Annotated in this window: 27 protein-coding genes and 1 pseudogene; 15 read left to right on the top strand and 13 right to left on the bottom strand. The window is 42.5% G+C overall.

Features of this window, described 5'->3' with window-relative positions; genetic code table 11:
• Positions 1-161: 161 nt before the first annotated feature.
• The 3 genes from FTV03_RS12460 to ubiG are packed head-to-tail and all read right to left on the bottom strand — an operon-like array spanning position 162 to position 2,356.
• Complete coding sequence (locus FTV03_RS12460; RefSeq protein ID WP_078190639.1) at positions 162-911, bottom strand: YciK family oxidoreductase; 750 nt, start codon at positions 909-911, stop codon at positions 162-164.
• Between the two features lie 36 nt (positions 912-947).
• Positions 948-1,646: an HAD family hydrolase gene (locus FTV03_RS12455; RefSeq protein ID WP_168379725.1), complete on the bottom strand. Its 699-nt coding sequence runs from the start codon at positions 1,644-1,646 to the stop codon at positions 948-950.
• On the bottom strand, positions 1,646-2,356 hold the full coding sequence (ubiG, locus tag FTV03_RS12450; protein WP_078190637.1) for a bifunctional 2-polyprenyl-6-hydroxyphenol methylase/3-demethylubiquinol 3-O-methyltransferase UbiG: 711 nt from the start codon (positions 2,354-2,356) through the stop codon (positions 1,646-1,648). The genes FTV03_RS12455 and ubiG overlap by 1 nt, the downstream gene beginning before the upstream one ends.
• A 182-nt stretch (positions 2,357-2,538) precedes the next feature.
• On the opposite strand from ubiG, the gene FTV03_RS12445 reads away from it, so the two are divergent.
• Positions 2,539-3,156 carry a thiol:disulfide interchange protein DsbA/DsbL gene (locus FTV03_RS12445; RefSeq protein ID WP_111885097.1) on the top strand — a complete coding sequence of 206 codons (618 nt, stop codon included), beginning with the start codon at positions 2,539-2,541 and terminating at the stop codon, positions 3,154-3,156.
• A gap of 37 nt (positions 3,157-3,193) precedes the next feature.
• Here the strand turns inward: FTV03_RS12445 and FTV03_RS12440 are convergent, their stop codons facing one another.
• Entirely contained in the window at positions 3,194-3,871 is a 678-nt protein-coding gene (locus tag FTV03_RS12440) for a TetR family transcriptional regulator (RefSeq protein WP_180004330.1), read from the bottom strand.
• Positions 3,872-4,047: 176 nt separating this feature from the next.
• Here FTV03_RS12440 and rph point away from each other — a divergent pair, with 176 nt between their 5' ends.
• Positions 4,048-4,764, top strand: a complete 717-nt coding sequence (rph, locus tag FTV03_RS12435) for a ribonuclease PH (RefSeq protein ID WP_078190634.1) — start codon at positions 4,048-4,050, stop codon at positions 4,762-4,764.
• Positions 4,765-4,914: 150 nt separating this feature from the next.
• Complete coding sequence (locus FTV03_RS12430; RefSeq protein WP_180008601.1) at positions 4,915-5,160, top strand: hypothetical protein; 246 nt, start codon at positions 4,915-4,917, stop codon at positions 5,158-5,160.
• A gap of 73 nt (positions 5,161-5,233) precedes the next feature.
• Here the strand turns inward: FTV03_RS12430 and nadC are convergent, their stop codons facing one another.
• Positions 5,234-6,079 (bottom strand): carboxylating nicotinate-nucleotide diphosphorylase, encoded by an 846-nt coding sequence (gene nadC, locus FTV03_RS12425; protein ID WP_180041568.1) that lies wholly within the window; start codon positions 6,077-6,079, stop codon positions 5,234-5,236.
• A 199-nt stretch (positions 6,080-6,278) separates the two neighbouring features.
• Between nadC and ampD the strand changes: the two genes are divergently transcribed.
• Both ampD and murJ read left to right on the top strand, forming a co-directional pair.
• Positions 6,279-6,851, top strand: coding sequence for a 1,6-anhydro-N-acetylmuramyl-L-alanine amidase AmpD (gene ampD / locus FTV03_RS12420; protein ID WP_078190631.1), 573 nt, complete (start codon positions 6,279-6,281; stop codon positions 6,849-6,851).
• 86 nt (positions 6,852-6,937) lie between these two features.
• Entirely contained in the window at positions 6,938-8,479 is a 1,542-nt protein-coding gene (murJ, locus tag FTV03_RS12415; protein ID WP_180041567.1) for a murein biosynthesis integral membrane protein MurJ, read from the top strand.
• 163 nt (positions 8,480-8,642) lie between these two features.
• Here murJ and FTV03_RS12410 read toward each other — a convergent pair whose 3' ends face one another.
• Positions 8,643-8,801, bottom strand: a complete 159-nt coding sequence (locus FTV03_RS12410; RefSeq protein ID WP_005006601.1) for a DUF1328 domain-containing protein — start codon at positions 8,799-8,801, stop codon at positions 8,643-8,645.
• Positions 8,802-8,968: 167 nt separating this feature from the next.
• Here FTV03_RS12410 and FTV03_RS12405 point away from each other — a divergent pair, with 167 nt between their 5' ends.
• The gene (locus FTV03_RS12405; RefSeq protein ID WP_180041569.1) at positions 8,969-9,421 is read left to right on the top strand and encodes a YcgN family cysteine cluster protein; all 453 of its coding nucleotides are present in this window, start codon (positions 8,969-8,971) and stop codon (positions 9,419-9,421) included.
• A gap of 27 nt (positions 9,422-9,448) precedes the next feature.
• On the opposite strand, the gene FTV03_RS12400 is transcribed toward FTV03_RS12405, so the two are convergent.
• Positions 9,449-9,925, bottom strand: a complete 477-nt coding sequence (locus FTV03_RS12400) for a DUF523 domain-containing protein (RefSeq protein ID WP_168379720.1) — start codon at positions 9,923-9,925, stop codon at positions 9,449-9,451.
• A gap of 20 nt (positions 9,926-9,945) precedes the next feature.
• A complete protein-coding gene (locus FTV03_RS12395) occupies positions 9,946-11,742 on the bottom strand; it encodes an EAL domain-containing protein (protein ID WP_180041566.1) in 1,797 nt (598 codons plus the stop codon).
• A gap of 252 nt (positions 11,743-11,994) precedes the next feature.
• On the opposite strand from FTV03_RS12395, the gene FTV03_RS12390 reads away from it, so the two are divergent.
• Positions 11,995-13,266, top strand: a complete 1,272-nt coding sequence (locus tag FTV03_RS12390; protein ID WP_180004338.1) for a replication-associated recombination protein A — start codon at positions 11,995-11,997, stop codon at positions 13,264-13,266.
• Between the two features lie 338 nt (positions 13,267-13,604).
• Here the strand turns inward: FTV03_RS12390 and purC are convergent, their stop codons facing one another.
• From purC to dapA, 3 genes are read right to left on the bottom strand one after another with little or no spacing between them, the layout of a single operon-like run.
• Positions 13,605-14,324, bottom strand: a complete 720-nt coding sequence (gene purC, locus FTV03_RS12385; RefSeq protein ID WP_180041565.1) for a phosphoribosylaminoimidazolesuccinocarboxamide synthase — start codon at positions 14,322-14,324, stop codon at positions 13,605-13,607.
• 36 nt (positions 14,325-14,360) lie between these two features.
• On the bottom strand, positions 14,361-14,966 hold the full coding sequence (locus tag FTV03_RS12380; RefSeq protein WP_078193263.1) for a lipoprotein-34 precursor (NlpB): 606 nt from the start codon (positions 14,964-14,966) through the stop codon (positions 14,361-14,363).
• A 15-nt stretch (positions 14,967-14,981) separates the two neighbouring features.
• Positions 14,982-15,881, bottom strand: a complete 900-nt coding sequence (dapA, locus tag FTV03_RS12375) for a 4-hydroxy-tetrahydrodipicolinate synthase (protein ID WP_078193262.1) — start codon at positions 15,879-15,881, stop codon at positions 14,982-14,984.
• A 723-nt stretch (positions 15,882-16,604) separates the two neighbouring features.
• On the opposite strand from dapA, the gene mhpT reads away from it, so the two are divergent.
• From mhpT to ppk1, 5 genes are all read left to right on the top strand, one after another.
• Entirely contained in the window at positions 16,605-17,816 is a 1,212-nt protein-coding gene (gene mhpT, locus FTV03_RS12370; RefSeq protein ID WP_180041564.1) for a 3-(3-hydroxy-phenyl)propionate transporter MhpT, read from the top strand.
• Between the two features lie 150 nt (positions 17,817-17,966).
• A complete protein-coding gene (locus FTV03_RS12365) occupies positions 17,967-18,356 on the top strand; it encodes a hypothetical protein (protein WP_180022316.1) in 390 nt (129 codons plus the stop codon).
• Positions 18,357-18,426: 70 nt separating this feature from the next.
• Positions 18,427-19,077, top strand: a complete 651-nt coding sequence (pncA, locus tag FTV03_RS12360) for a bifunctional nicotinamidase/pyrazinamidase (RefSeq protein WP_180022346.1) — start codon at positions 18,427-18,429, stop codon at positions 19,075-19,077.
• A 73-nt stretch (positions 19,078-19,150) separates the two neighbouring features.
• Positions 19,151-20,119 carry a bile acid:sodium symporter family protein gene (locus tag FTV03_RS12355; protein WP_180041563.1) on the top strand — a complete coding sequence of 323 codons (969 nt, stop codon included), beginning with the start codon at positions 19,151-19,153 and terminating at the stop codon, positions 20,117-20,119.
• Between the two features lie 206 nt (positions 20,120-20,325).
• Positions 20,326-22,389: a polyphosphate kinase 1 gene (ppk1, locus tag FTV03_RS12350; RefSeq protein WP_180041562.1), complete on the top strand. Its 2,064-nt coding sequence runs from the start codon at positions 20,326-20,328 to the stop codon at positions 22,387-22,389.
• A 49-nt stretch (positions 22,390-22,438) separates the two neighbouring features.
• Here ppk1 and FTV03_RS12345 read toward each other — a convergent pair whose 3' ends face one another.
• Positions 22,439-23,695 (bottom strand): hypothetical protein, encoded by a 1,257-nt coding sequence (locus FTV03_RS12345; RefSeq protein WP_168379711.1) that lies wholly within the window; start codon positions 23,693-23,695, stop codon positions 22,439-22,441.
• A gap of 77 nt (positions 23,696-23,772) precedes the next feature.
• On the opposite strand from FTV03_RS12345, the gene serB reads away from it, so the two are divergent.
• The 3 genes from serB to FTV03_RS12330 all read left to right on the top strand — a co-directional run bounded on the left by serB (position 23,773) and on the right by FTV03_RS12330 (position 26,376).
• Positions 23,773-24,993: a phosphoserine phosphatase SerB gene (gene serB, locus FTV03_RS12340; protein ID WP_078193257.1), complete on the top strand. Its 1,221-nt coding sequence runs from the start codon at positions 23,773-23,775 to the stop codon at positions 24,991-24,993.
• 414 nt (positions 24,994-25,407) lie between these two features.
• On the top strand, positions 25,408-25,740 hold the full coding sequence (aciT, locus tag FTV03_RS12335; protein WP_078190616.1) for an AciT family ciprofloxacin tolerance protein: 333 nt from the start codon (positions 25,408-25,410) through the stop codon (positions 25,738-25,740).
• A 156-nt stretch (positions 25,741-25,896) separates the two neighbouring features.
• On the top strand, positions 25,897-26,376 hold the full coding sequence (locus tag FTV03_RS12330; protein WP_078190615.1) for an SCP2 sterol-binding domain-containing protein: 480 nt from the start codon (positions 25,897-25,899) through the stop codon (positions 26,374-26,376).
• A gap of 70 nt (positions 26,377-26,446) precedes the next feature.
• Here the strand turns inward: FTV03_RS12330 and FTV03_RS17805 are convergent.
• Positions 26,447-26,637 (bottom strand): annotated as a pseudogene (locus FTV03_RS17805) (DDE transposase); the annotation flags it as partial.

The raw sequence follows: 26,637 nt of genomic DNA, 5'->3' as shown, positions 1-26,637 counted from the left end.
CTCATGAAATACGGTATTCTGATGTGACAAAACCTGAATCCTGGTCGTTAAAGTGTTTGTTTGCACTCATATTTTAACTGTTAGGACTCAGGTTTTTTTATTTAAAGCAAACTATGGGACAGCAGTGAGCGCGAGCTTCCTTTTTAAATTGGGTTTTCACCCTATTCATCTTGGGCATCTATGCTGGCACCGGTTAAATGCAAGCTGTCGTCACCCATTAAATATAAATATGCAGGCATGATGCTTTCAGGCGTAGGCAAAGTTTTTGGATCTTCGTCTGGATAAGCTTTTGCACGCATGGCAGTACGTGTCGCACCAGGGTTAATACAGTTAAAACGAATATTGGGGTGTTCATTTTCTTTAGCGAACAATGTGCTTACGGCTTCAATGGCAATTTTTGAAACCGAGTACGCGCCCCAACGTTCACGGGCTTCACGCCCCACACCTGAACTGGCAAAGACTACTGAGGCATGCTCAGATTTTTGCAGTAGGGGCATCAGCTCTTGAGTCAGTACAAAGGGCGCACGAAGGTTCACCGCCATGACATCATCCCAAACATCCACAGGATAATGTTCTAGTTCAGTTCGCTCACCCAAGATCCCTGCATTATGCAAAATGCCGTCTAGGCGACCAAATTGCTTTTCTAAGGTGTCGACCAATAGCTCATAGTCACGAGGAGAGGCACTAGACAGTTGTAGCGGTAAAATCGCCGGTTGGGGGGCACCCAATCCTTCAATTTCATCGTAAATCACTTCTAGTTTATTCAGTGTGCGTCCATGTAAAACCACGGTTGCGCCATGTAAGGCATAGCTTAGGGCAGCCGCACGGCCAATACCATCGCCCGCACCTGTAATCAGGATAATGCGATCTTTGAGCAGATCGGGGCGAGGTTGATATTCTGAATATTTCATCCGTACCTCCTCGTTTTATTGTGTTGTGTTCTATCGTTATAAAGTCGCTGTGTTTAGCGTTTTCGGTTTGATGACCAAATCATGAATGACTTCATGCAATTCAGCAACAGTCTTCACTATACAATCTGCATGCCAAGCTGTTAAGTCATCTTTGTGTTGTAAAGGTAAATAGCCATAAGCCGCAAGAATTGTGTACATCTGCGCATTACGACCGGCATCGATATCACGTGGATGATCACCGACATAGATACAGTCTTGAGCATCTAGATGAATGTGCTTGGCTGCTAAATACATCGGCTCTGGGTCTGGCTTGGTTTTACTGACATCGTCTGGGCAAACCAATACCGAGCAGCGCTCAGTCAAATTCAACGCTTTGAGCAACGCTTCACTGAGTGAACGCGGCTTATTGGTGACAATACCCCACGGAATTTGATACTGTTCAAGTTCATCGAGTAGCGGATACATGCCTTCAAATAGGTCTGTATCGACTGCTATATCCGCACCATAAAGCGCTAAAAAACGCTGACGATGTGCTAGAAAAACCGGGTCTTCAACCTCTAACTCTGGATAGACCAGTTTGACCATGGCACGCGCGCCTTCAGATACTTGTACACGAATGTCGTCAGCACTGACCACCGCAATGCCTTTGTCACGGCACATGTCTTGAATAATACGAATAAAATCAGCCGCGGTATCAATCAGTGTACCGTCAAGATCAAAGAGTACAGCTTTCATTAGGCTTCTTTCACCGTATGAACCATGTAGTTCACATCCACATTCGGTGCGAGCCAATAGCGTTTGGTGATCGGGTTATAATGTAAACCTGTCATATCTTTGAGTTTTAACTCGGCTTGACGAATATCATGAGCTAATTCTGAAGGTTTAATAAACTTGGAATAATCATGAGTGCCTTTCGCCAACATGCGTAAAACATATTCCGCACCAATAATCGCAAACAAATAGGCTTTAGGATTACGGTTAATGGTCGAGAAGAACACATGACCACCCGGTTTTACCAGCTTTTGACAGGCTAAAATGATCGAAGCTGGATCGGGTACGTGTTCGAGCATTTCCATACAGGTGACGACGTCATATTGACCTGCTTGCTCTTCTGCCAATTGCTCTACAGGTACTTGGCGATATTCAATATTTTGTACATTTTCTTGTTCGGCATGTAAGCGTGCAACATTCAACGGCGCTTCGCCCATGTCGATACCCAATACTTGCGCACCGCGACGTGCCATGCTTTCAGCTAAAATACCGCCGCCACAGCCCACATCTAATACTTTCTTGCCAGTGATACCATTTGAATGCTCATCAATCCAGTTCAAACGCAGGGGATTAATCATGTGCAAAGGGCGGAACTCAGAATGCTGATCCCACCATATGGCTGCGAAAGCTTCAAATTTGGCAATTTCTTGTGGATCAACATTCAATTGCGACATCGGTTGCACCTCAATCAAGTCTTTATATTTTAGAAAAAAGTTTATGGGAGTTAGTGTAGCGCGTCCTGAAAAAAAAGCGATAAAAGCCTTAAAAAAGTTCACAGAATGAAAACGAAATCGACAGATTTGATTTATAGTGTTGCCATAAACTAATCATAATGATTTTGAGGACGATAAGTTCAATGAAAAAATTCCTTTTAGGCACGATTACAACAGCTATTTTGGCTTTTTCTGGCAGTGCGATGGCAGCGCAATTTGTCGCGGGGACTGATTACACAGTTATTCCAAAACCGATTAAAGTCGAACGTCCGGGTAAAATCGAAGTCCGTGAGTTCTTTTGGTATGGCTGCCCACATTGTTTTACATTAGAACCGCATATGCAAACGTGGTTAAAGCAATTGCCTAAAGATGTACGTTTTGTCCGTACACCTGCAGCAATGAATCCACTTTGGGAACAAGGCGCGCGTGCTTACTATGCATCGGAAGCACTGGGTGTTCGTCAAAAAGCACATTTACAATTGTTCCATGACATTCATGTGGGTCAAAAAAATATCTTAGAACAAGGCGCATTTGCTAAGTTCTACACCCGTTATGGTGTTCCTGAAGCGAAATTTAACAGCACATTTAAATCATTTGCTGTGTCTTCAAAAATTGCTCAAGCGAAAAGCTTAGCGGCTCAATATCAATTGAGCGGCGTGCCTGCGATTACCGTCAATGGTAAATACATCGTACAAGGTGAAGATGCACGTACCGTTGAAATCGTGAAATTCCTTGTTGATAAAGAACGCAAAGCGAAATAACAGATGTCATAAAAAAGCCGCACTCGATGCGGCTTTTTTATGGCGATAAATTTTGTGGATCAGAGATTTGAGCCAAAGATCGATCCCAATGTAAGATGCCACGAAATAAGAGCTGAACTTGGGTCTGAGCTTGGCGGCGAAATTGTTGTAGCGCATCCGTACGTTGTGGAAGGTCAATATGTCGATGTATGTCAATCCACTGCATTGCCCAACTTAAGGCCAATTCAAACAAAATTTGTCCCAATACTTTGAGGTCTTGTTCGGATTGAATATGTTGAGTCGCTTCAACTTGAGCCAGTGCATGGGCCAAATCGGTACTGAGAAAATTAAACTCACGAGTAATGGCTTGTCTTAAGAATGCTGAACCACCCCAACGTTCAGCAATAAGAAACATCCATGCCTCAGGAAATTGCTCAACGGCATGAAATAAATAATCCAGACTTTGTCGTGTGCGTGCATCTGGTGCTTGAAAGCATTGTTGACTCAGTTGATTGAGGACATTCCGAAGGTGCAGGGCCATTTGGTCGACTAGTTCCAAACCGAGCTCATCCATGTCCTGAAAATGGCGATAAAACGCAGCAGGAACCAAGCCGACATGACGGGAAATTTCGCGTAAGCTCAGACTGCTAAAAGAACGGCCTGTGGTACTCAATGCAAGCGCTGCATCAAGGATAGCTTTACGACTTTGTTGCTTACGTTCTTCCCGTATCGACATGCAATTCGTCCTGAATTTTGCGTGGCTTCAGTCTAACAAATTTCCTGATGTCGTACGATGGGCCTATCAAAACTTGGATGAATGGATTTTGTAAATGCACACGAATGCATCCCGAATCTGGCTGTACCTTCTGTTATAATGTGCCGCAATCAATTTTGTCAGATTAAGGACTCATTATGCGTATCGACCAACGAGCATTAGATCAATTACGTGAAGTAAAAATTACCCGTAACTACACACGTTATGCGGAAGGTTCTGTATTGGTTGAATTTGGTCATACAAAAGTTCTTTGTACTGCAAGTGTTGACAACTCAGTACCGCGTTTCCTTAAAGGAAAAGGTCAGGGTTGGGTGACTGCTGAATATGGCATGTTACCTCGTTCAACACATACACGTACTGACCGTGAAGCGGCGCGTGGTAAACAAAGCGGTCGTACTCAAGAAATTCAACGTCTGATTGGTCGTAGCTTACGCGCGATGGTGGATTTGAAAAAATTGGGTGAAAATACCATCAGTATCGACTGTGATGTGATTCAGGCAGATGGCGGTACACGTACAGCATCAATTACAGGTGCAGCTGTTGCCTTGGTTGATGCAATGAATGTCTTGCTTGAAAATAAAAAAATTAAACAAGATCCATTAAAAGGTTTAGTTGCTGCGATTTCTGTAGGGATGTATCAAGACGAAGCATTACTTGATCTTTGCTATGAAGAAGATTCAAGCTGCCAAACAGACATGAACGTAGTGATGACACAAGCTGGTGAGTTCATTGAACTTCAAGGTACAGCAGAAGACAAACCGTTTACACGTACACAGTGTAATGAAATGCTTGAACTTGCTGAAAAAGGCATTCAAGAATTGATCAAAAAACAACAAGAAGCTTTAGGTTGGTAAGTTGTTTGATTCAGTTCAAACTGAATAAAGAACGCATCTTCGGATGCGTTTTTTTATGCGTTGAATATAGAAAATCCAATACGAATCGGCTATTCAGTAGCGTGTCTTTGGCTCAAATTAATAGGATCAGGATGCTTTGAAGGACTAAAAATGAAAAATTGGATGATGTATTTTTCTTTGTTCATCGTATTGTTGATCAGTGGTTGTGATTTTTTTGGAAATCAGGATCAAGAGCGTGAAGGTGGTCGTTTTTCTGAACAAAGTGAAAACTCAAAAGATCAGGACGATGATCAAGATGAGCGCGAGCAGCATGAAGACGATGCGGAGCATGAAAAGGACTCCGAGCATGAAGATGAAGCTCGACGAAGTTCAAAACAACAGCAAGATGATGATTAAGTCATGCTAGATCTTAAGCATCAAAAAGGGTGCTACAGCACCCTTTATTTATGTTTAGAGTAAGTCTAGAGCGTTAGGCATTAAAGCGCATCGATAAATCAATCGCTGTGACATCTTTGGTGAGTACACCCATCGAAATATAATCGACCCCTGTCGTTGCCACTTCACGTAAGTTTGCAATGGTGATATTGCCTGAGGCTTCAAGTTTGCAGCGACCATTCACGTGTTTGACAGCATCAATCATTTGTTGCTGACTAAAGTTATCCAACATCACAATATCCGCACCTGCTTCCAATGCTTGGTTGAGTTCATCCCAAGTTTCGACTTCAACTTCCACAGGTTTGCCCGGTGCAATCTGGTGTGCTTTGGCAATCGCTTGTTGGATGCTACCTGCTGCCATGATGTGATTTTCTTTAATTAAAAACGCATCAAATAAACCTAAGCGATGGTTTTGACCACCTCCGACAGCAACTGCATATTTTTGTGCAATACGTAGGCCTGGTAAGGTTTTACGGGTATCGAGTAAACGAGTATTCAAACCTTCAAGCTGCTGGACATAGGCAGCAGTTTTAGTCGCTACTGCAGATAATGTTTGTATAAAATTTAAGGCTGGACGCTCAACCGTGAGTAAACTACGCGCAGAACCTGCGAGTTTTAAAAAGGCTTCGCCTGCGGCCACACGGTCACCATCATTTTTCAACCAAGTGACTTGGACAGTGGCATCATAAGCCTGAATGAGTGCATTGACCCAAGGCTGACCTGCCAAGATCATATCTTCACGGCTGATAATTGTTGCAGTGGCTTGTTCATCTTCTGGAGTTAACAGGGCTGTAATATCGCCTTCGCCAATATCTTCTTGTAGTGCGTGTTGAATATTGATTTGGATTGATTGTTCAAGCAAAGATTGCGATATGCTCATAAGAAGTTCCGTATCTTTTTTAACCCAGGAAAATGTGCGTGTTATATTAGCATTGTTCCTGAAAAATGAGCGATTTTTAACTACTTTCACAGACTTGAATTGAGATTTCAATGTGAAAGTTTTAGCATTAAAACTTTCAAGTAGGGCTCGGCGTTTTGATCTGCAGCATTGCAGGCCGGCTTAGACACAGGATTCTTTTATGTCACAAGCAACAACATTTCAGGTGCAGGATGGGCAATTGCTAGGTGCGCGTCAAATTCCATCACCGAATTTTAACCAGCGTCCTGAAGATACCGAAATTCAGCTTGTCGTCATTCATAATATTAGTTTGCCACCTTCTCAGTTTGGCGGTGGTTATATCGAACAATTTTTCCAAAATCAGTTGGATTGGTCGAAACATCCTTATTTTCAAACCATTGAAGGGATGCAGGTATCGACACATTTATTGATCCTGCGTACAGGCGAAGTCCTACAGTTTGTCAATTTTAATGATCGGGCTTGGCATGCTGGTCGTTCAACCTATTTAGCGCAAAAAGAATGTAATGATTATTCGATAGGTATTGAGCTCGAAGGAAGTGATGATTTACCTTTTGAAGCTGCACAATATGCCGTGCTGACAGAGGTCGTGGCGTGTTTACAACAGGCTTATCCTAAAATTCAACAACATATTGCAGGGCATTCAGATATTGCACCGGGACGTAAAACTGATCCGGGTCCATTTTTTGAGTGGAACGCTTTTCGTCAGCAGCTGCATCATTTTAAAAACAAATAAACAATACACACTGCGTTTAATAAACCAATGAAATTCCTTGACGAGTTTCATTACAATAGGCGCACTTTCAAAAGTGAGAAATACCGATGGCGCTTTGGCGTTCGACAGTTATTGTCAGTGCAATGACTATGTTGTCCCGTGTATTGGGACTGGTACGGGATATTGTCCTGTTAAATGTATTTGGTGCAGGTAAAGACTTCGATACCTTCGTGGTTGCCTTTCGTATTCCTAACTTTTTTAGGCGTTTATTTGCAGAAGGGGCATTTTCACAAGCCTTTATTCCTGTATTGACTGAATATAAAACCAGTCGAACCCATGCCGAAGTCCAGATTCTGATTAGCCGTGTTTTTGGCTGTTTAGGTCTGGTGATGACTAGTTTGACGTTCATCGCGATGGTGGCCGCACCCGCGATTATCTATATCTATGCACCGGGTTTCCATGGTGATGCAGACAAGTTTGCGTTAGCCACCGATATGTTTCGCCTAACGATTCCTTACTTACTGTTTATGTCCTTAACGGCATTTGCCAGCAGTATTTTGAATAGTTATAGCTCATTCAGTACACCTGCGTTCGCTCCAGTGTTACTCAATGTCGCGATGATTGCCGGTGCGCTATGGTTAACCCCTTATATGGCTGAGCCAATTATGGCTTTGGGTTGGTCTGTTGTCGCGGCAGGCTTCTTGCAATTGGCGATTCAGATTCCAGAGCTGTGGCGTAAAAAATTACTGATTCCACCGAAAGTTGACTTCAAACACGAAGGTGTTGATCGCATCATGAAGTTGATGCTGCCAGCACTGTTTGGTGTCTCAGTGACGCAGATCAACCTACTGTTGAACACCATTTGGGCGTCTTTCATGCAAGATGGTTCGGTGTCATGGTTATACAGTGCCGAACGGATGACCGAATTGCCATTGGGCTTAATTGGTGTCGCGATAGGTACCGTAATTTTACCTTCGTTGTCTGCGCGTCATGCTGAACAAGATCAAGAAAAATTCCGTCGTATGATTGATTGGGCAGCTAAGGTCATTATCTTGGTGGGTGTGCCTGCAAGTATTGCGCTTTTCATGCTCTCTACACCTATTATTCAGGCCTTATTTGAACGTGGTCAATTTAGCTTTGAAGATACACAGATGACCGCATTGGCATTGCAATGTATGAGTGCCGGTGTGATTTCATTCATGCTCATTAAAGTGTTTGCACCAGGGTTTTATGCGCAACAAGATACCAAAACTCCTGTACGTGTAGGTTTAATGGCGGTCGCAGCCAATGCCATTCTTAACGTGGTGTTTATTGGATTCTTTAAACTGATTGATTGGCATGCTGAGCATATGGCCTTGGCATTGGCATCCTCTGGTTCCGCATTAGTGAATGCAGGGATGCTGTATTTTTATTTACATAAGCGCAATATTTTTCGCTTTGGCGCACATTGGAAAAAGTTGGTGATTCAGTTTGCGATAGCCAATGCTGTGATGATTGCTGCACTGTGGTATGGCTTAACATGGTACAACGGTGATGTATCTGCGTGGATGCGTGTCGCGGAAGTGATCATCTTATGTGTGATTGGTGTTGCTGCTTATGGTATCGCCTTAATTGCAACAGGCTTTAGACCACGTCACTTAAAACCTTAAAGCTAAAACCTACAGCGTAATGCGTTTGACGTTGATGTAAAAAAATAAGAGCCCATAGGCTCTTATTTTTTTGATTAAGACTCAAGATGATAAAAACATACGTTTCTGAATCATGAGTCTGAGGGGAGTAATTTGTAGTTTAAAACGACATTCAATCAGTCGCCTAAACTTTTCCTCGAGAGAGGAAACCAACAATTGCGAGAATGACTGCAATAACCAAAAGAATAACAGCAAAGTCTTTGGATAAGCCTGCCACACCACCAAAACCTAGCAGACTCGCAATCAAAGCAATTACAGCGAAAATAATAGCCCAGCGGAACATAGTTTTATCTCCATGTGATTTTTTATTCTGTCTCATCAGTATAGGAGTCACAGAAAGCATGCTATGTATTCTTTTGTTTATTTAATGTTCAATATTCGGTAACTTAAACGAGGAATTTATGTGCGGGTTCAGTTAATATGCCTGCCACCTTCGTTGCGAGCGAGAAGATGACCGATACTCTACGCCCACATTTTTGGAAAAAGCATGCTTTGACTGAACTCACCCATTTGGAGTGGGAGTCCCTCTGTGACGGTTGCGGGCTGTGTTGTTTAATCAAGCTTGAAGATGAAGATACGCAAGAGGTGGCTTACACCAAAGTGGCATGCAAACTTTTAGATTGTGAAACCGCCAGTTGTTCCGATTATCCAAATCGCAAATCACACGTTCCAGACTGTATACAGCTGACGCCACATCAGATTCACCAATTTCATTGGCTACCACCGAGCTGTGCTTATCGTAGAATTTCTGAAGGTAAAGATTTACCACGTTGGCATCATCTAGTGACGGGAAATCGTGACAGTATTTTGAAGGCACGAAAGTCTGCCGCAGGGCGTTGCATCAGTGAAGAAGACGTCAACCCGTCGGATATTGAAGATTATATTGTACGTTGGGTACGCTAAAGGACACAGATACGCTCTATCTTGGATCTAGAGTTGATCTTGTATCATAGCCAGAAAGTCTTGTTCTGACAGAACCTGAAATCCATGCTGTTTAAGGAGTGCTGTGGTTACTCCATAGCCCTCAATTTTTGTACGCGTAAAGCTGCCGTCATAAATATAATGACTACCGCAAGACGGACTACGATCCTTCAATACCACCACATCAACCTTATGCAATTGGGCCAATTCCAACATGCGATGGGCACCCGCGATAAATTCAGCACTGACATCTGTGCCCAAGACATCTTTGACTTGGGCTGTGCCATTGAGCACATCACTGGCTTGACCATTTTGAATTTCAGCAGGAAAACGTGGACAGCTCAGGCCACCCATCATTTCAGGGCAGGCGGTAATGACTTGGTGGGTCTGCATGAGTTGGCAAATCGCAGCTTGTGTATTTGATTTGGCATCATAGCGAACCGGTTGGCCTGCAAGACAGGCACTGACTAAATACTTCAGTGTCATCGTGTCATGCTCCACAAGTTTTAGCGACTTAAAAGTTCCATCGCATGGTCATAACTGAGCGGGCGATAAAAGTAAAAACCTTGTCCAGTATGACAATTACATTCTTTTAAGGTATCGACCTGTTCCGGTTTCTCTATACCTTCGACCAGTATATTCAGGGAAACACTCGCACCAATTTGGGTAATCGCTTTGACAATGGCTAGTGCTGAACAGTCGGTGTGCATGCGTTCCACAAAATTACGGTCGATTTTAATACAGTCGACAGGGTAGTTACTTAGACGTGTTAATGATGAATGACCTGTACCAAAATCATCTAAAGAAATGTGGATGCCATGGTCTTTCAATAAATTGAGGGCGCGAATCACATAATTTGAGCCACGTTCTGACAGGCTTTGCTCGGTAATTTCGACTTCAATAATGTCAGGTGAAATACCAAACTGCTTTAAGCGATTCAGTAGTTTTTCCGCATAATCATCACGTAAAAATTCGACAGGGGCTGCATTTATTGAAATTGGTAGCGGTTGAAGTCCGAGTTCAATCCATTTTTGAATATCTTGAAAGATTTTAATTTGCATCGTTTCACTAATGCGTGAAGCCAATTCATAATCTTGAAATGCAGCAAAAATTTGAGAAGGTAATTGTAATTGTTGGTCTTTATCGTACCAACGCAGCAAAGCTTCAAAGCCGACCACTTGACTGTCAGAAAGGCGAACTTTGGGTTGATAAAACGGAATAATTTGATTGGACTTAATCAGGCTGCGGGCTAGCGTTAATTGGCGAGTGGTGTTTTCAAGAATTTTAAACATGGTGTGGTTGAACATTCGCACCCCACCACGACCACTGCCTTTTAAATCATTCAGTGCAATATCTGCGCATTTAAGTAAATTCGAGGAATTTTGTGCATCGCGTGGGTAGATCGCACAGCCAATACTCATACCTATATTGATGCTTTGTCCATTATAGAAAATCGGCATATCCATTTGCTGACAGGCGATGCTGGCAATATCTGTTAATTGTTGTTGCGATTTTAAGTTCGGAATAGAAATGGCAAATTCATCGCCACCTAAGCGTGAAACCACGATATTTGCATCAAAACAGTGCTGAAAACGCTGCCCAAGGGTATGCAGTAAATGATCTCCGGCACTATGCCCTAAGGTGTCATTAATATGCTTAAAATAATCCAGATCGATCAATAACAAACCCAGTTGTTGCTGATGTTCTCGTGCCACTCTTAAGTGACTTTTAAAGACTCGACTAAAGGCACGGCGGTTTAATAAACCTGTTAAATCATCCTGTTCAATGATCCGTTGGAGTTTATTTTCCGCCAGTCGCTGTACCGTAATATCACGGGAGACACAGAGAATTTCTTTGACTTGGCCATATTCGTTGAATACTGGGCTGAGCATGTTATCCCAATAAGCCATGGGTTCATCGGCCACTTGGCTCATGCCGACAAAGCGAGAAGTTTTTCCTTGTTTGGCTTCTGCAAAAGCATTCAGACACGCGTCGCGGACTTCTTCAGGCAATAATTTGTGCCATGACATACCAAACTCAGTTTCAGTCGGCGACACACCGAGAGCTAAGCAACCAGCGCGGTTCATATGCAGAATATGACCGTCTAGGCTTAATAATTTAATACAGTCGACACTGGCATCTAACATTTGATTACGGCTGTCGAGTTTTTCGCGTAATTCTGCACATTGGGTATGTTGTAATTGTATATTCTTGGCTTGAGGCATTTGTTGAAATGAATATATAGATAGATCAATGCCTTGTTGAACTTGAGGTATTTGCTTTTGCTTTAATGATTGCTTCATACAATCTGTCCAATTGGGTCAGGCAAGCTAAAAATGGGATATCTAGCCGATCATACTTTAATTTGATCGATAAGGGATAAGATCTCTTGTTACATTATAGTTAACATTCGCCTAAGGATTTTTACATGCAAGATACTTAAATAACGACATCAAACCAGCCTCTTAAATTGAATATCGAATAAAGCAAAGATTCTGCCAAGGCAGTGTTAGAATAGAAAAAACGTCCCCAATTGCCGGAAACGAAATAATAAGATGTCAGACAGCCAAATTCCTCTTCCTGAACGCATGCGTCCTCATGATTTATCGCAAATTATTGGACAAGATCACCTTTTGGGTGAAGATGCACCGTTACGCCAGATGATTGACCAAGGGCATTTGCCATCGATTATTTTTTGGGGACCTCCGGGTGTAGGTAAAACCACAATTGCATTGTTGTTAGCGCAGGCCGTTGACCGACCATTTATTAGTTTATCTGCGCTCAATACTGGGGTGAAAGAGTTACGTGAAATCATCGCCGATGGTGGAGATTTATTGACACCTGTGGTGTTTATTGATGAAATTCATCGCTTTAATAAGTCACAACAAGATGCCTTACTGAATGCTGTCGAAAAGGGCAAAATTACCCTGATTGGTGCAACCACAGAAAACCCTTCATTTGAAGTTAATAATGCCTTATTGTCGCGTTGTCAGGTGTATACCTTAAATGCTCTGGATAATGACGTAATTCAGCGCTTATTGGATCAAGCCATTCACCAAGATTCGTTTTTAAAAGAGCGTTATATTCAAATCGAAGAATATGAAGCTTTATTTCAATTTGCCGCAGGTGATGCTCGTAAAGCATTAAATCTTTTAGATTTAATCGCCAGTACGTTTGAGCCAGACTTAGAAAATATCATTAACAATGCGGTGGTAGTCAAAGTTGCGCAGCAAAATATTGCACGCTATGACAAATCGGGCGAACAGCATTATGATCTAGTTTCGGCTTTTATTAAGTCGATTCGAGGCAGTGATCCAGATGCCGCTTTGTATTGGATGGCTCGAATGCTCAAAGGTGGTGAAGATCCTGTTTTTATTGCCCGTCGTATGTTGATTGCGGCATCTGAAGATATTGGCAACTCAAATCCAAATGCTTTACTGTTGGCTGGAGAATGTTTCCGATCTGTGCAGGCAATTGGTATGCCTGAGTGTCGAATCATTTTGGGGCAATGTGCGGTGTATTTGGCAACCAGTGCTAAAAGTAACAGTACTTATTTGGCCATCAACAAAGCCTTAGATTTGGCAGAAAAAACCTCGAATCTACCTGTGCCACTACATTTGAGAAATGCACCAACCAAATTGATGAAAGAGCAAGGCTATGGCGTGGACTATTTATATCCACATAATTATCCTGAGCATTTTGTCATGCAGGATTATATGCCGCCTGAACTGAAAGGCACTAAGCTGTATGAGTCTGCACGCAATAAACGTGAAGTCGAAGGTGAGCGTTTGCAGCAACGACGTTGGATGCAACAACAACAGCAGTAATAATTTGAATGATCATAATGGGAAGGCGCTTCGGCGCCCTTTTTTATGTCTATTTCATGCAAAAAAAAGCCCAACTCAAGGCGAGCTGGGCTGAAAAAATAGGATGTCTTTGGGGAGATACATCCTAGAGGGTAGATGGAAAATTTGGTCGGCATACACATTGAAAACTTATAGATCCTGGTGCTGCCTGGTATGTAGGTATCTTAGTGTGAACTTGGCTAAATGTGAAACAGAGGATTTTTATGGTTAACATTTGTTTTTTCGATCATAGATTAATCGAGTAATATTTCATTAAAAAACCGAGCTAAAGAGCTCGGTTTTTTACATCGATGAACGACTTAGATATCAGAAAGGTCGATACCTAAACGTGCAGCAACTTCTTCATAAGCTTCAACTACACCGCCTAAACCTTGACGGAAACGGTCTTTGTCGAGTTTTTTCTTAGTGTCTTTGTCCCAGAGACGGCAGCCGTCTGGAGAGAATTCGTCACCCAGTACGATACGGTCGTGGAACAGACCAAATTCAAGTTTAAAGTCAACAAGCAGCATGTTGCCTGCATCGAATAGACCTTTAAGTACTTCGTTTACTTTATAAGTCAATTCTTTCATTTGAGCGAGTTGTTCTGCAGTCGCCCAACCTAATGCAATCGCTTGTGATTCATTCACCATTGGGTCGCCTAACGCATCGTCTTTGAAGAACAATTCGAAAGTTGGCGGAGTAAGTTCTTTACCTTCTTCAACGCCTAAACGACGGCAAAGTGAACCTGCTGCATAGTTACGAATTACGCACTCTACAGGAACCATAGTCAATTTTTTCACTAAAACTTCAGTTGGAGAAAGAAGTTTTTCGAAATGAGTTTCGATACCAGCCGCAGCCAATTTTTCCATGATAAAGGCGTTAAAACGGTTGTTCACCTTACCTTTGCGATCCAGTTGTTCAATTTTTTCACCGTTGAATGCAGAAGCATCGTCACGGAAAACTAGGATGAGGTGGTCAGAACTATCTGTTTCATAAACAGATTTCGCTTTACCAGTATAGAGCAAGGTTTGTTTTAACATGAGGGAACCTTTTTCGAGAAAAAATGCCTAGTACGACTAGGCTGGCCAATTTTGGTAAATCTGAGCTAACAGATCTGCAGCTTTTTCTTTGTCTGCAAAACTGTTATCGGCATTGAACACAGCGATGTTATTGCTTGAACCTACAGAAGAAAGTCTTAAGACATAGGTCTGCTGATCGACCTTTACGGTTACTTCGTAACGGTTTTTGCTCTGACCAACAATGGTATGGTTAAGGCTGCTGAGGGTAGCAAGTGTGTATTGCCAAATTGTAGCAGAATTTCCTTCAACTTTGATCAGTGGATTTTGATTTCCATCCACCAATAGTTGAGGGCGGCTAATATTTGTACTGTCTGTTGAGGAATCTGCAACGACATTATTTTTTTCCGCGGCTGGACGCGGAAGGGCATAGCGATTGCCGCGCTTATTTTCAAGCTTTGGTGCATGCTCAATTGCTAGTGGGTCAACAGATGGAGCAGGATACAAAGGCGTTGCAGGACGAACCATCGACCCTTCAGGGTATTTCAGTGGTTCAACATCTGTGGTTTGTTTATAGTCCAGTGTGCCATTATTAAAGGCAAGTGAACTACAACCGGCTAATGTAAACACTGAAAGTGCCAGGCTAAGTCCTAAACGTAATTGCATGATGTTTGCTCTTCTTTATTTGATAACGCCCGCAGTGATGAGTGCTTCACGAAGCGGAGTGCGATATTGTTCTGCAAGGGGTGTTAATGGTAAGCGAATGCCTGTTTCAATCAGGTTCATCTCATGAAGTGCCCATTTCACAGGAATTGGGTTCGATTCGCAAAATAAAATTTGATGTAAATTTGCAACAGTATTGTTTTGTTGCTCGGCTTGGACTGCGTCACCCGCCAAAGCGCTTGCACACACTTCGCTCATTTCTTTTGGCGCCACGTTCGCAGTAACCGAAATGTTGCCCTTAGCACCTAAACCCATTAACTGATAAGCCGTTGCATCATCACCTGAGTACACCACCATATCTTTGCCTTTAAGGCCTTCAATGAGTTCTTGACCACGAGGAACATCGCCAGTGGCGTCTTTAATCCCTACGATTTGTGGAATATCAGCAAGACGGATCACGGTGTCGTTGTGCATGTCTACACCGGTACGGCCAGGGACGTTGTATAAAATTTGAGGTAAATCAACAGCTTCAGCAATTGCTTTGTAGTGTTGATACAGGCCTTCTTGGGTCGGTTTGTTATAGTATGGTGTTACTAATAATGCCGCATCTGCACCTAATTCTTTGGCTTCTTTGGTGAGTTCAATCGCTTCGTGGGTTGAGTTTGCACCTGTGCCGGCAATAATTGGAATGCGTTTGTTCGCCACACGGATGATTTCTTTGATCACCTGAGTGTGTTCGGCCATGCTCAAGGTAGAAGCTTCACCTGTAGTCCCTACAGCAACAATACTGTTGGTGCCCTGCTTTATATGCCACTCAACCAGCTTCTCGAGGCTCTTCCAATCTACGCTGCCATCTTCAAACATTGGGGTGACGATTGCGACAATTGAACCTTGAATGGTCTGAGCTTGCTGAGTCATTTTGAAAAGCTATCCTATTTGTCCATCCGACAAGATGAAATATAGATTTCTGGATGGTTTCGAATTTTGATTTGTAGCATGTTCATTGGGCTATACCCAAATTGAATAATGCTTACGCAAATTATGACTGATCAAACGCATAAGAACAATATGCTTTGGTCAAAGCCATAAAATTCTTTATACAAATCAAACTTAAAACAATCAAGTGTAAAATAGCGGTTTTTTTGCAGTCTGAAAATTGTTCAGCAGGGCTGAATCTAGAAAATGTTTTATTCAATCGAGAGGGGTGGCATGGCTGATGGGGATTGATTAAATCATCAGCAAAGGGTTGATCTATCTGTATTCCGTGTTTTTTAATCAGAATTTAAGATTAAATAACAATGACTAAAGATTTAAAAACTATATCAATTCGCTCGGGTTTTATTACAAATGATTGTTAAAAACTTGGGTAATAATCTTTTTTTTATCTAATAGAAATAGACACGTTTTTATGCGCGTATAAAAAATTGCTTGATTTGACTGTTCATTGCACGATTCATATTTTTTTATTTCAAATCTTTAATTGTTTTTACGACTTTGTGACTTAAAGCACAAAAACTATTACACCATGCACGTAATCGAATTTCGGACGAAAGGCTTCAACTTATTGGTAGTTATATCCTCTATACGGCTCAGCGATGATGCGAACTTAATTTGAACGCTGATGACAACAAGGATTCTCCAATGGAAAAGTCAGATAACAAGCATGCTATTATCACGGTAGCAATCTGTTTCCTTATTGCCGTAATCGAAGGTCTGGATATTCAGGCTGCAGGTATTGCAGCAGCAGGGATTCGTGAATATTTCGGGCTGGATAGCTCGCAGCTAGGGGTATTTTTTAGTGCCGGTATTTTAGGATTATTACCTGGTGCTTTGGTGGGTGGTCGGATTGCAGACCGAGTGGGCCGTAAAAAAGTATTAATTTGGTCTACGGGGATGTTCGCCATTTTTACCTTATGTACGGTATGGGTAAACAGTTTCCATAGCTTATTGGCCGTACGTTTTCTTGCAGGTGCAGGTTTAGGGGCAGCAATGCCAATTTTGATTACCTTGGCATCTGAAGCGGTAACACCACAAAATCGTGGTCGTGCAGTCGGTTTGATGTACTGTGGTATGCCTGTGGGTGCGGCAATCTTGTCATTGGTTGCAATGACAGACTTCGGTGCAAACTGGAAAAATATTTTCTATTTAGGCGGTTTATTACCGATTGTTGTGATTCCATTGATGATTTGGTTCTTGCCTGAATCGCGTGAATTCTTGAAAGCCAAAGATCAAGCGGTTCAAGCGACTGCCAATGGCGAAGTGCAACAAGGTGCTTTCAAAAACCTATTCAACACAGAAAACCGTTTACGTACCTTCTCAATTTGGGTGAGCTACTTCTTCACCTTGATGGTGGTGTACATCATGTTGAGCTGGTTACCATCGTTGTTCACCGAACTCGGTTTCACACGTAAAGATGGTGCAACTGCGCAGTTCTACTTCATGGTGAGTGCAACCATTGGTACGATCATTTTAGGTATGTTGACTGACCGTTGGAAGAAAGCTTATGTGATCATTTTGATGTACGGTGGTATTTTGGCAGGTCTATTTGCGCTGAATGGTGCAGGTTCATTGACTCAAATGTATATGGCGTCAGCTTTAGTCGGTGCATTCGTGATTGGTTGCCAAGGTGTGCTGTATGCCTTCGGTGGTATCGTGTATCCAACACAGTTACGTGGTACGGGTGTTGGTGTCGCTTCAGCTGTTGGTCGTGTCGGTGCAATGTTAGGCCCTGCAATTGCGGGTCAGTTATTGGCAGCAGGTTTTGGTGCGGCAGGGGTGATTACCGCTGCAATTCCATGTATCGCAATCTCTGCAATATTTATGTTGTTATTGGTACGTCGTATTCCATCTTAAGGAACATGTCATATCAAAAAAGCCCGCATATTGCGGGCTTTTTTATGGCGACAATTGAAGTCGCGCTAATGCTTTAAATCAAGATAAATAAATGTATTTTATGTAAAAATACAGCAGAAAGAGAAAATAAAAAATCAACGTAGAGGGGCTATGTCAGCAAGAAAACTGGTCGCAATTTTTAAAGTTGATCAACGTGAATTCAGTTTGTATCTACATCAATACGAATTTATCTTGGAACTCAAACCTGTATTTCAAAGAAATCGCCATCAGCCGAGACAAAATGCGTGGTTGGCCTTTGCCGATGAACCTACCCTAGAAGATGTTGCTGAAAATATTAATGCGTTTGAGGTCATGCAACAGACACGCCGCCATTTATTAAAATATATCTTTCAACATCAACCGCGCTATTTTTATTTTCATGCTTCGACTCGGCGAAAAGCCCGTATTTACCCACGCTTTGCACAGCGTTTGGTTGAGCATTTGCCCAAGTATCGGTATTGTCAGGAAGGACAGTCATTTTATTTTTATGCACAGGACTGAATACTAAGGCTTTTAAAATATGAGCGAATCAGTAGAGTCGCCGACAATGCATGACAACGGATGGAGAGATATGCAAAAGAATACAGCGCTGATTGTGGTCGATGTACAAAATGGTTTTACCCCAGGCGGTCAGTTGGCTGTTGCCAATGCCGATCAAATTATTCCAGGGATTAATCAATTGGGACAATACTTTACGAATATTGTGCTGACTCAAGATTGGCATCCAGCCGACCATATTTCTTTTGCTGAAAATCATCCTGAGCATGCACCTTATGACAGCATAGAGCTGAATTATGGAACGCAAGTATTGTGGCCGACGCATTGTGTACAAGGCACACAGGATGCCGAATTGCATCCGGATTTAAATTTACCGACGGCGCAGCTGATTATCCGTAAAGGTTTTCATCAGCATATCGACAGCTACTCTGCTTTTATGGAAGCGGATCAGAAAACTTCAACGGGTTTGGCGGGCTATTTGCGCGAACGTGGTATTGATACGGTCTTTGTGGTGGGCATTGCCACGGATTTCTGTGTTGCATGGACGGCAATGGATGCACGTAAGCTTGGTTTTGAAACTTTTGTGATTGCTGATTTGACCAAAGGGATCGATTTACAGGGTTCTTTACAGCATGCATGGCAAGACATGTTGGCGAATGGGGTGAAGCGTATTTACCTGAAAGATATTGTGCAGCAGCATGCACAGGCATTATCTTTGGCATGACCCAGTGGGCTCAGTTGAGAAAAGGCACAAGGGTGTGCCTTTTTTTGTCCCTGTTTTTAAATGGAAGATGCCTATGTCGGCTTTCTTAAAATTCACTCAATTTGTGCAGAAAACATTTGCGATTTGGGTGGTGCTGTTTGCAGCGCTCGCCATGTTTTTTCCCGATGTATTTGTTTGGTTAAAAGCATATATCCCATGGATGCTAGGCATCATTATGTTGGGTATGGGCATGACCATGACACTGCAAGATTTTAAAAGTGTATTGCAAAGCCCTAAAGCTGTGATGATCGGGGTTTTGGCACAGTTTATTGTGATGCCGGGATTGGCTTTTTTCTTGTGTAAATTATTACAACTGCCGACAGAAATCGCGATCGGGGTCATTCTTGTCGGTTGCTGTCCGGGTGGAACGGCTTCTAATGTCATCACCTATATGGCAAAAGGCAATACCGCATTATCTGTTGCTTGTACCTCTGTTTCGACATTACTCGCACCGGTTTTAACCCCTGCGATTTTCTATTTGCTGGCAAGCCAATGGATTGAAATTAATGCGGCATCGATGTTGGTTTCAATTTTACAAGTGGTTTTATTTCCGATCATTGTGGGGTTAATGATTCGAACTGTCTTTAAGCACCGAGTGGATGCCTATATACAGGTCATGCCATTGGTTTCTGTTGTGGCAATTGTGGCGATTGTGGCGGCAATCATTGCGGGTAGCCGAACACAGATTTTGCAATCAGGTTTACTGATTCTTGGGGTAGTTGCCTTACATAATGGCTTGGGCTATCTATTGGGTTTTTGGGCCAGCCGAATATTTAAATTGCCCTATGCAGACTGTAAAGCAGTGTCGATTGAAGTTGGGATGCAAAACTCAGGTTTGGGTGTGGCATTGGCGGCGACCCATTTTGCCGCTTCACCTCTGACCGCTGTGCCGAGTGCGATTTTTAGTTTGTGGCACAATATTTCGGGTCCCGCACTGGCAACCTATTGGGCAGCACGGACGAGTGAGCCCAAAGCATTGGAACAAGACAAGCCTGTGCAATAAACAAAAAAACAATTCAGTAAAATAGAGGGCAATGTCCCTCTTTTTTGATGTCGAAAATAAATTTTACGATTTGATGAACAGGGCTTTAGGGAATTGCATGCTTTTTTAATTGATTAATGCTATTTGTAACATAAGTGTCATATCCGCTGCCTAACATGCCGGCAAACACTTTAGATATAGACTGTTTCAAACAGCATTGAGAGGGTATGCAACATTTTCAGCATTCATCAGAGACCTATTATAATCGTGAATTGTCACTTTTAGATTTCAATCGGCGGGTCTTGGCTCAGGCACTCGATTCAAGTTTACCTTTACTTGAACGCTTGAATTTTCTCATCATTTTTTCACGCAATTTAGATGAATTCTTTGAAATTCGCATTGCGGGGCTGATGAAACAACGAGATTTGAATGCGATTGCACGGACGCCAGATGCCATTCCGACTGAAGTGGTCTTAGATGAACTTTCCCAAGTGATTCATGGCACAGTTGCACAGCAATACCAGACCCTTAATCATGCTGTATTGCCTGCATTACAAAGTGAAGGCATTCGCTTTATTCAATTTAAAGATATTTTAGAAAAACATCGGGCGTGGATTAGCCATTATTTTAGTAAAGAAGTACAACCAGTTTTAACACCGATTAGCTTAGATCCATCTCATCCGTTTCCACGCTTGGTCAATAAAAGCCTCAACTTTATTGTGAGCCTAGAAGGCAAAGATGCCTTTGGTCGTGCCATTGAAATGGCGATTGTTCCTGCGCCACGTTCGTTGCCGCGGTTAATCAAAATGCCCACCGAAGTTGAAGGCAGTGCAGAGACACAAATTTTCCTGACCGCCATTATTCAGCAACACATCAATGACCTATTTCCGGGAATGAAAGCGACGGGCTGTTATGCCTTTCGAGTGACACGCAATGCAGATTTGGTTTTGGCTGAGGATGTGGATGACTTGGCGGTGGCATTAAAAGATGAATTGTCTTCACGCCGTTTTGGTCGGGCAGTTCGCTTAGAAATTGAAGATGATTGTCCGCAAAGCATTATTGATTATTTGTTAGATGAATTTGATTTGAGTGAGCAGGAGCTCTATCGCATTGATGGCCCGATCAATTTATCGCGGCTCAGTAACAGTTTTAATCGACCTGAACTCAAATATCCGGTCTATACACCAATTATTCCTAAAGTTTTTCGGAAACAAACCGCGATTTTTGATGTATTAAAAACACAAGATGTGTTGTTACATCATCCGTTTGACTCCTTTCAACCGGTCATTAACCTATTACGTGAAGCTGCAAAAGATCCTCAGGTTTTAGCCATTAAGCAGACGCTCTATCGCAGTGGGCCAGATTCGGACATCGTACAAGTTTTGGCGGAGGCTGCTCGCAACGGCAAGGAAGTAACCGCAGTTATCGAACTTCGGGCGCGGTTTGATGAAGAATCCAATATTACTGTGGCCAATATATTGCAAGAAGCTGGGGCTGTCGTGGTGTATGGCATCGTGGGCTATAAAACCCATGCCAAGATGATTTTGATTGTACGCCGTGAAAATAATCAGCTGCTACGCTACGCCCATTTGGGAACAGGTAATTATCACGCAGGCAATGCGCGGATGTATACCGATTATGGCTTGATGACGACGCATCCCGATATTTGCGAGGATGTGCATCGTATGTTTCAGGAACTGACCGGTATGGGCAAGATGGCGAAGCTGAAAGCTTTATTGCATGCACCATTTACCCTGCATACTGAATTATTGAAACTAATTGAACAGGAAATTGTTGCTGCACAAGCGGGAAAATACGCACGAATTATTGTGAAGGTCAATGCACTTACGGAACCGCAACTGATTGCTGCTTTGTATCGTGCATCGCAAGCAGGGGTACGTGTAGATTTAATTATCCGTTCGATTTGTTGTTTGATTCCTCAGGTCAAAGGTATGTCTGAGAATATTCATGTGAGATCTATCGTTGGGCGCTTCTTAGAGCACACTCGAGTGTATTATTTTGAGCATGCAGGCGAAAAACGATTGTACTGTGCCAGTGCCGATTGGATGGGACGTAACTTATTTTCACGGGTCGAAACCTGTTTTCCCATTTTAGAAAGCCGTTTGAAAAAACGCATTATGAAAGATGGTTTACTTAACTATTTGGACGATAATCAAAATGCATGGGAAATGCAGTCGAATGGGCAATGGGAGAGAGTCGTGGTTGAAGCAGGTGACGAGCTGCATAACGCGCAAAAATATTTGATTGCACAGAAAATTTCGACCGTTTAAGACAAAAAAATCCCGATTCAAGTCGGGATTTTTGATTTTGCTAAAACCTTTAAGAGGCTTTTGATTGTTTGGATTTTAAAATTTCAGTTCTGAAGTTTTGAGCCAATTCAGCGGCATCACTGTCCATTCCATTGAGCATAAACGCATGACGAGTGAGCACATTGGTCGGATTTGGCAAGCTGACCAATTGGAAATGATCTGAAATCTCTTTGAGCAAAGTTGTCGGCACATGAATGGCACTTTCTTTGGCAACCAATTGTTGGACTAAACGTTCAGCCGCTTGTACAGAAGACAATTGCATAGCTTCGACAGAGCTTGAAATTGCACTACGGGTTTGTAAAACGAATCGTTTTTCTTCACGGTAGCGTTTATATAAAACATCTGAAAGCAATTGGAATACTGAGCTGATCATGGTGAGGCAACGCAGCGCATCTGGAGTGTCAGCAGTCATGCTGATGGTTGCGCCATGTTCATCAAACTTATGCACTGTACTGATGTCAGAACTGTTCAATTTATAATGTTGAACACAGAGTTCTGTGGTTTTATTCAAGAAAATTTGGCAGAGATTAAAATACGGCACAGACACGGTTTTGTTGACGCTATCGAGCAACTGTTTCGGATCATAAAATTGAATATTTAATGCCAAGCTGTTGCTGTCGAGAACCACTGGTTTCATGTCTTTATGCTGTTTTGCTTTGGCTTGCGCATTTTGCTGCGCTTGAGCAATCGCCAGAGCGGCATTATGTTTTTCTTGTTCTAAAGCCTGCGCTAGCGTTTGAATTTCATGTTTTAGACGTGATTCATTGTTGATTCGCGCTAAATATTCAGTACGACTTGGACGCGCAATAGCGCGATACGCCAACCATAACAAGCCATGTAAGAATAATGAAAATAGAATCGCAGCCCACTGCGTACGTAAGATTTCACCAATACTTGGTTTAATTAAGGTGATTTCAACCGTTCCGACTTTCTTTTCGTTTTGCAGCGCATCACGAACAAAGATTTCACCGTCACGGGTTTTGGTCAAACCGCCTGTGGCCAAAACTTGATTATTGGCATTTAAAATGCGGATGGAAGCCACGCTCGGGTTGGTTGCATAGCGGTCAGCAAGTAAGGCTAATGATACGGTATTGGCCGGCTCAAGCTCAGATAGGCTGTCTGTAACCAATTGACTGGTCATCAGTTGTCCCTGACTGGCACGGTTTTCGTTCAATTGGTGGGTTGTTGCCAATACCAATAAAAAGGTATGCAAAGCAAAACAAACTACTAATAGGCTAGCAAATAGCCCTTGTCTAGGCGCATTCAACGTAAACTTCCAAGGCAATTCTATTCAATTTAGATTATGATTCTTACATTAGTTGTAGCTCAGACCCGAGTCAATTCATGCGAGAAATCATTCTTATATCACTTTTAGGACCTGACCAACCTAATCAATTTACACGATTAATGCAGGTTTTGTCCGCACATTCCTTACAGATTTTAGATGTCGGACAAGCAGTCATCCACAATCAGCTGACTTTAGGTATTGTTGTTTCGTCGGAAGACCAGACTGCGACAGCATTAGCCATGAAGGAGATGTTGATTTTAGCACATGATATTGGCTTAACTGTGCGCTTTAAACCAATCTCTACAACAGAATATCAACAATGGGTAAATGAGGGAGGCCGCACACGCTATATCGTTACGGCACTTGCGCCAGAATTACAGGCGTCTCATTTACAGGCAGTTACAAATATTGTGTCGAGCCAAGGCTTTAATATCGAAACGGTGACTCGTTTATCTGGCCGTCCAGAATTAGATGGATCGAGCGAAGGTCCGCGCCGTGCCTGCGTTCAATTTGGTTTAAAAGGCCAAATGTTGGATGCCACTGCGATGCGTGCAGCATGTTTACGTCTATCTACCGAACTAGGGGTAGATGTTGCCGTTCAAGAGGACAATGCTTACCGTCGTAATCGTCGTTTGGTCTGCTTTGATATGGACTCGACGCTGATTGAGCAAGAAGTGATTGACGAATTGGCGATTGAAGCGGGTGTCGGGGCTCAAGTGGCTGAAATCACTGAACGTGCTATGCAAGGCGAGCTCGATTTCCAACAAAGTTTCCGTGCACGTGTGGCACTGCTCAAAGGTATGGATGCTTCGGTATTGCCTAAAATTGCAGAACGTCTGACTGTTACAGAAGGTGCGGAACGTCTGATTTCAACGCTTAAATCATTGGGTTATCGCACGGCTATTTTGTCAGGTGGTTTTCAGTATTTTGCCGAATATCTACAAGCAAAACTGGGTATCGATGAAGTCCATGCCAATGTACTGGACGTACAAGATGGCGCGGTAACAGGTGAAGTGAAAGGCCATATTGTGGATGGTGCTCGCAAAGCCTTCTTGTTGACTCAAATCGCTGAAGAAATGGGGATTTCATTAGAACAAGCCATTGCTGTCGGTGATGGTGCGAATGACTTGCCAATGTTGTCTTTAGCCGGCTTAGGCGTTGCTTTCCGTGCGAAACCTTTGGTTCGTCAAAATGCCAATCAAGCCATTTCAAGCGTGGGTCTAGATGGTGTTCTTTACCTGCTTGGTGTGCATGATAAAGATTTAAATCGTGCTTAAAACCATTTAAGGCACAGTCAAAAACGTAGCCAAAAGGCTGCGTTTTTTTATGCCAAGAATTCAGCTCATCCGATGAACGGTAGAAGAAAATTGTCGATAAAAACAACGATTAACAGCATTCGAAAAATTAATTTTTTTAGCCTAAAACCAGCTGTTTTTTTTGTAATGACACTCGAAACGAGATGCCATCATTGTTCTAGAAATTCTTTAAAAAGAAAAAATGTAATGACAAAATAATGTTGCGACAAGGTGTGTCGCATGGACAAAAAACGAGACTTTTTTTATGCAAAAAACTCAGCATAATGCTTGCAAGAGATTGAGATCGACCAAATCTATTTACTGAAGATACAGTAGTGAGACGGCTCAGCATCCTGTAAGACAAGAGATGTCAGCTGTCAAATGACGGAGGTTTTTATGTTAACAGCGAATTTAGCAACAATCGTTGGCCTGAGCTTGGTATCGGCGGCTGTGATTGCTGTTTTCTTCTCGCCTTATCGTCGCTGGTTAAGTTTTATGCTGGCGGGGATGCTGGTGTGGGGACTCATTGAAGTGATTCGATTTGGCACACAAACCATGTTTGAATTATCAGTGACTTATAGTTATTTAACGGCATTAATGGCCGCAATGGTGGTATTCACTTTAGTATTGTTACGTGAAGACCGCCGTGCAGAGCGTGCGATGGCAAAGCGCCAATGTATAGAGCACACGCCTGTATATGATGAAGAACAGCAATGTTCGAGCCGATAAGTGCCAGAACAAAATTTCAATGAAAATGCGCCTGAGGGCGCATTTTTTTATGAACGCATTAGTCCGATTTGAGATACAAAGCCTTACTTCTCAAAAGCCAAGTTATGGTAGGATGAAGCCAGTCAATTTTCCAACAATTACAATAGGCTTTAAGTCATGAAACTATCATCAATTCCTGTCGTAAAACTACCTTTAGTTGATGTCAGTACGGATCCACTTGATTTACTCGTGGCAGGTTTAGCGCTTCGTATGAAACAGCTTGCACGTACTAGCCCTAAATTCATTGAATTGGTTCATGAACGTCAATTCCGCATTCAAATCGGTACAGATTTGGGTGTTGCACGTCAAATTATTGTAAATAATGGACAGATTGATACTGTTTCAGGCGATGCGGAAAAAGCAGACTTTATTTTGCAATTTGCGGACAGCGAACAGGGCGTGAAAACCCTAATGAAAGGTGACCCAACAGCATTTATGACGGGTATGCAAAATGGCAGTATTAAAATGGAAGGTGATTTTGGTCTACTGGTCTGGTTTAACCAAGTGGCGAAGTTAATTCCACCTAAACTTCCAAAACCTGTTAAAGAAAAAATCAAAATCGCACGTGCGTTTATTAAAGAAAAAACAGGTAAGTAAGATTTACGCCTTGTTCTCCTCCTAAAGGAGGAGCATTAAAAAAAGCCCTCTTTTGAGTAATGCCAGTCAGTTAAGAGATTGACTGGCTTTTTCTTGGGTATTTTTGAGGTTTTCCTTTTACAACCCTTGGATAACTCCTCACTCTTCTCTCAGGTATAACATACCGATTAGATTTCTCCATTAAACTTTCCAGATGTTTGGGGAGATTACCTGCAGAAGCCAAAGAGTCGAATCTGAGTAAATTAAGAAGGGCAATAGATG

Source organism: Acinetobacter sp. YH12218, assembly GCF_013417925.1.
Classification (GTDB): Bacteria; Pseudomonadota; Gammaproteobacteria; order Pseudomonadales; family Moraxellaceae; genus Acinetobacter; species Acinetobacter amyesii.
This window is presented reverse-complemented; position numbering and strand designations above follow the sequence as displayed.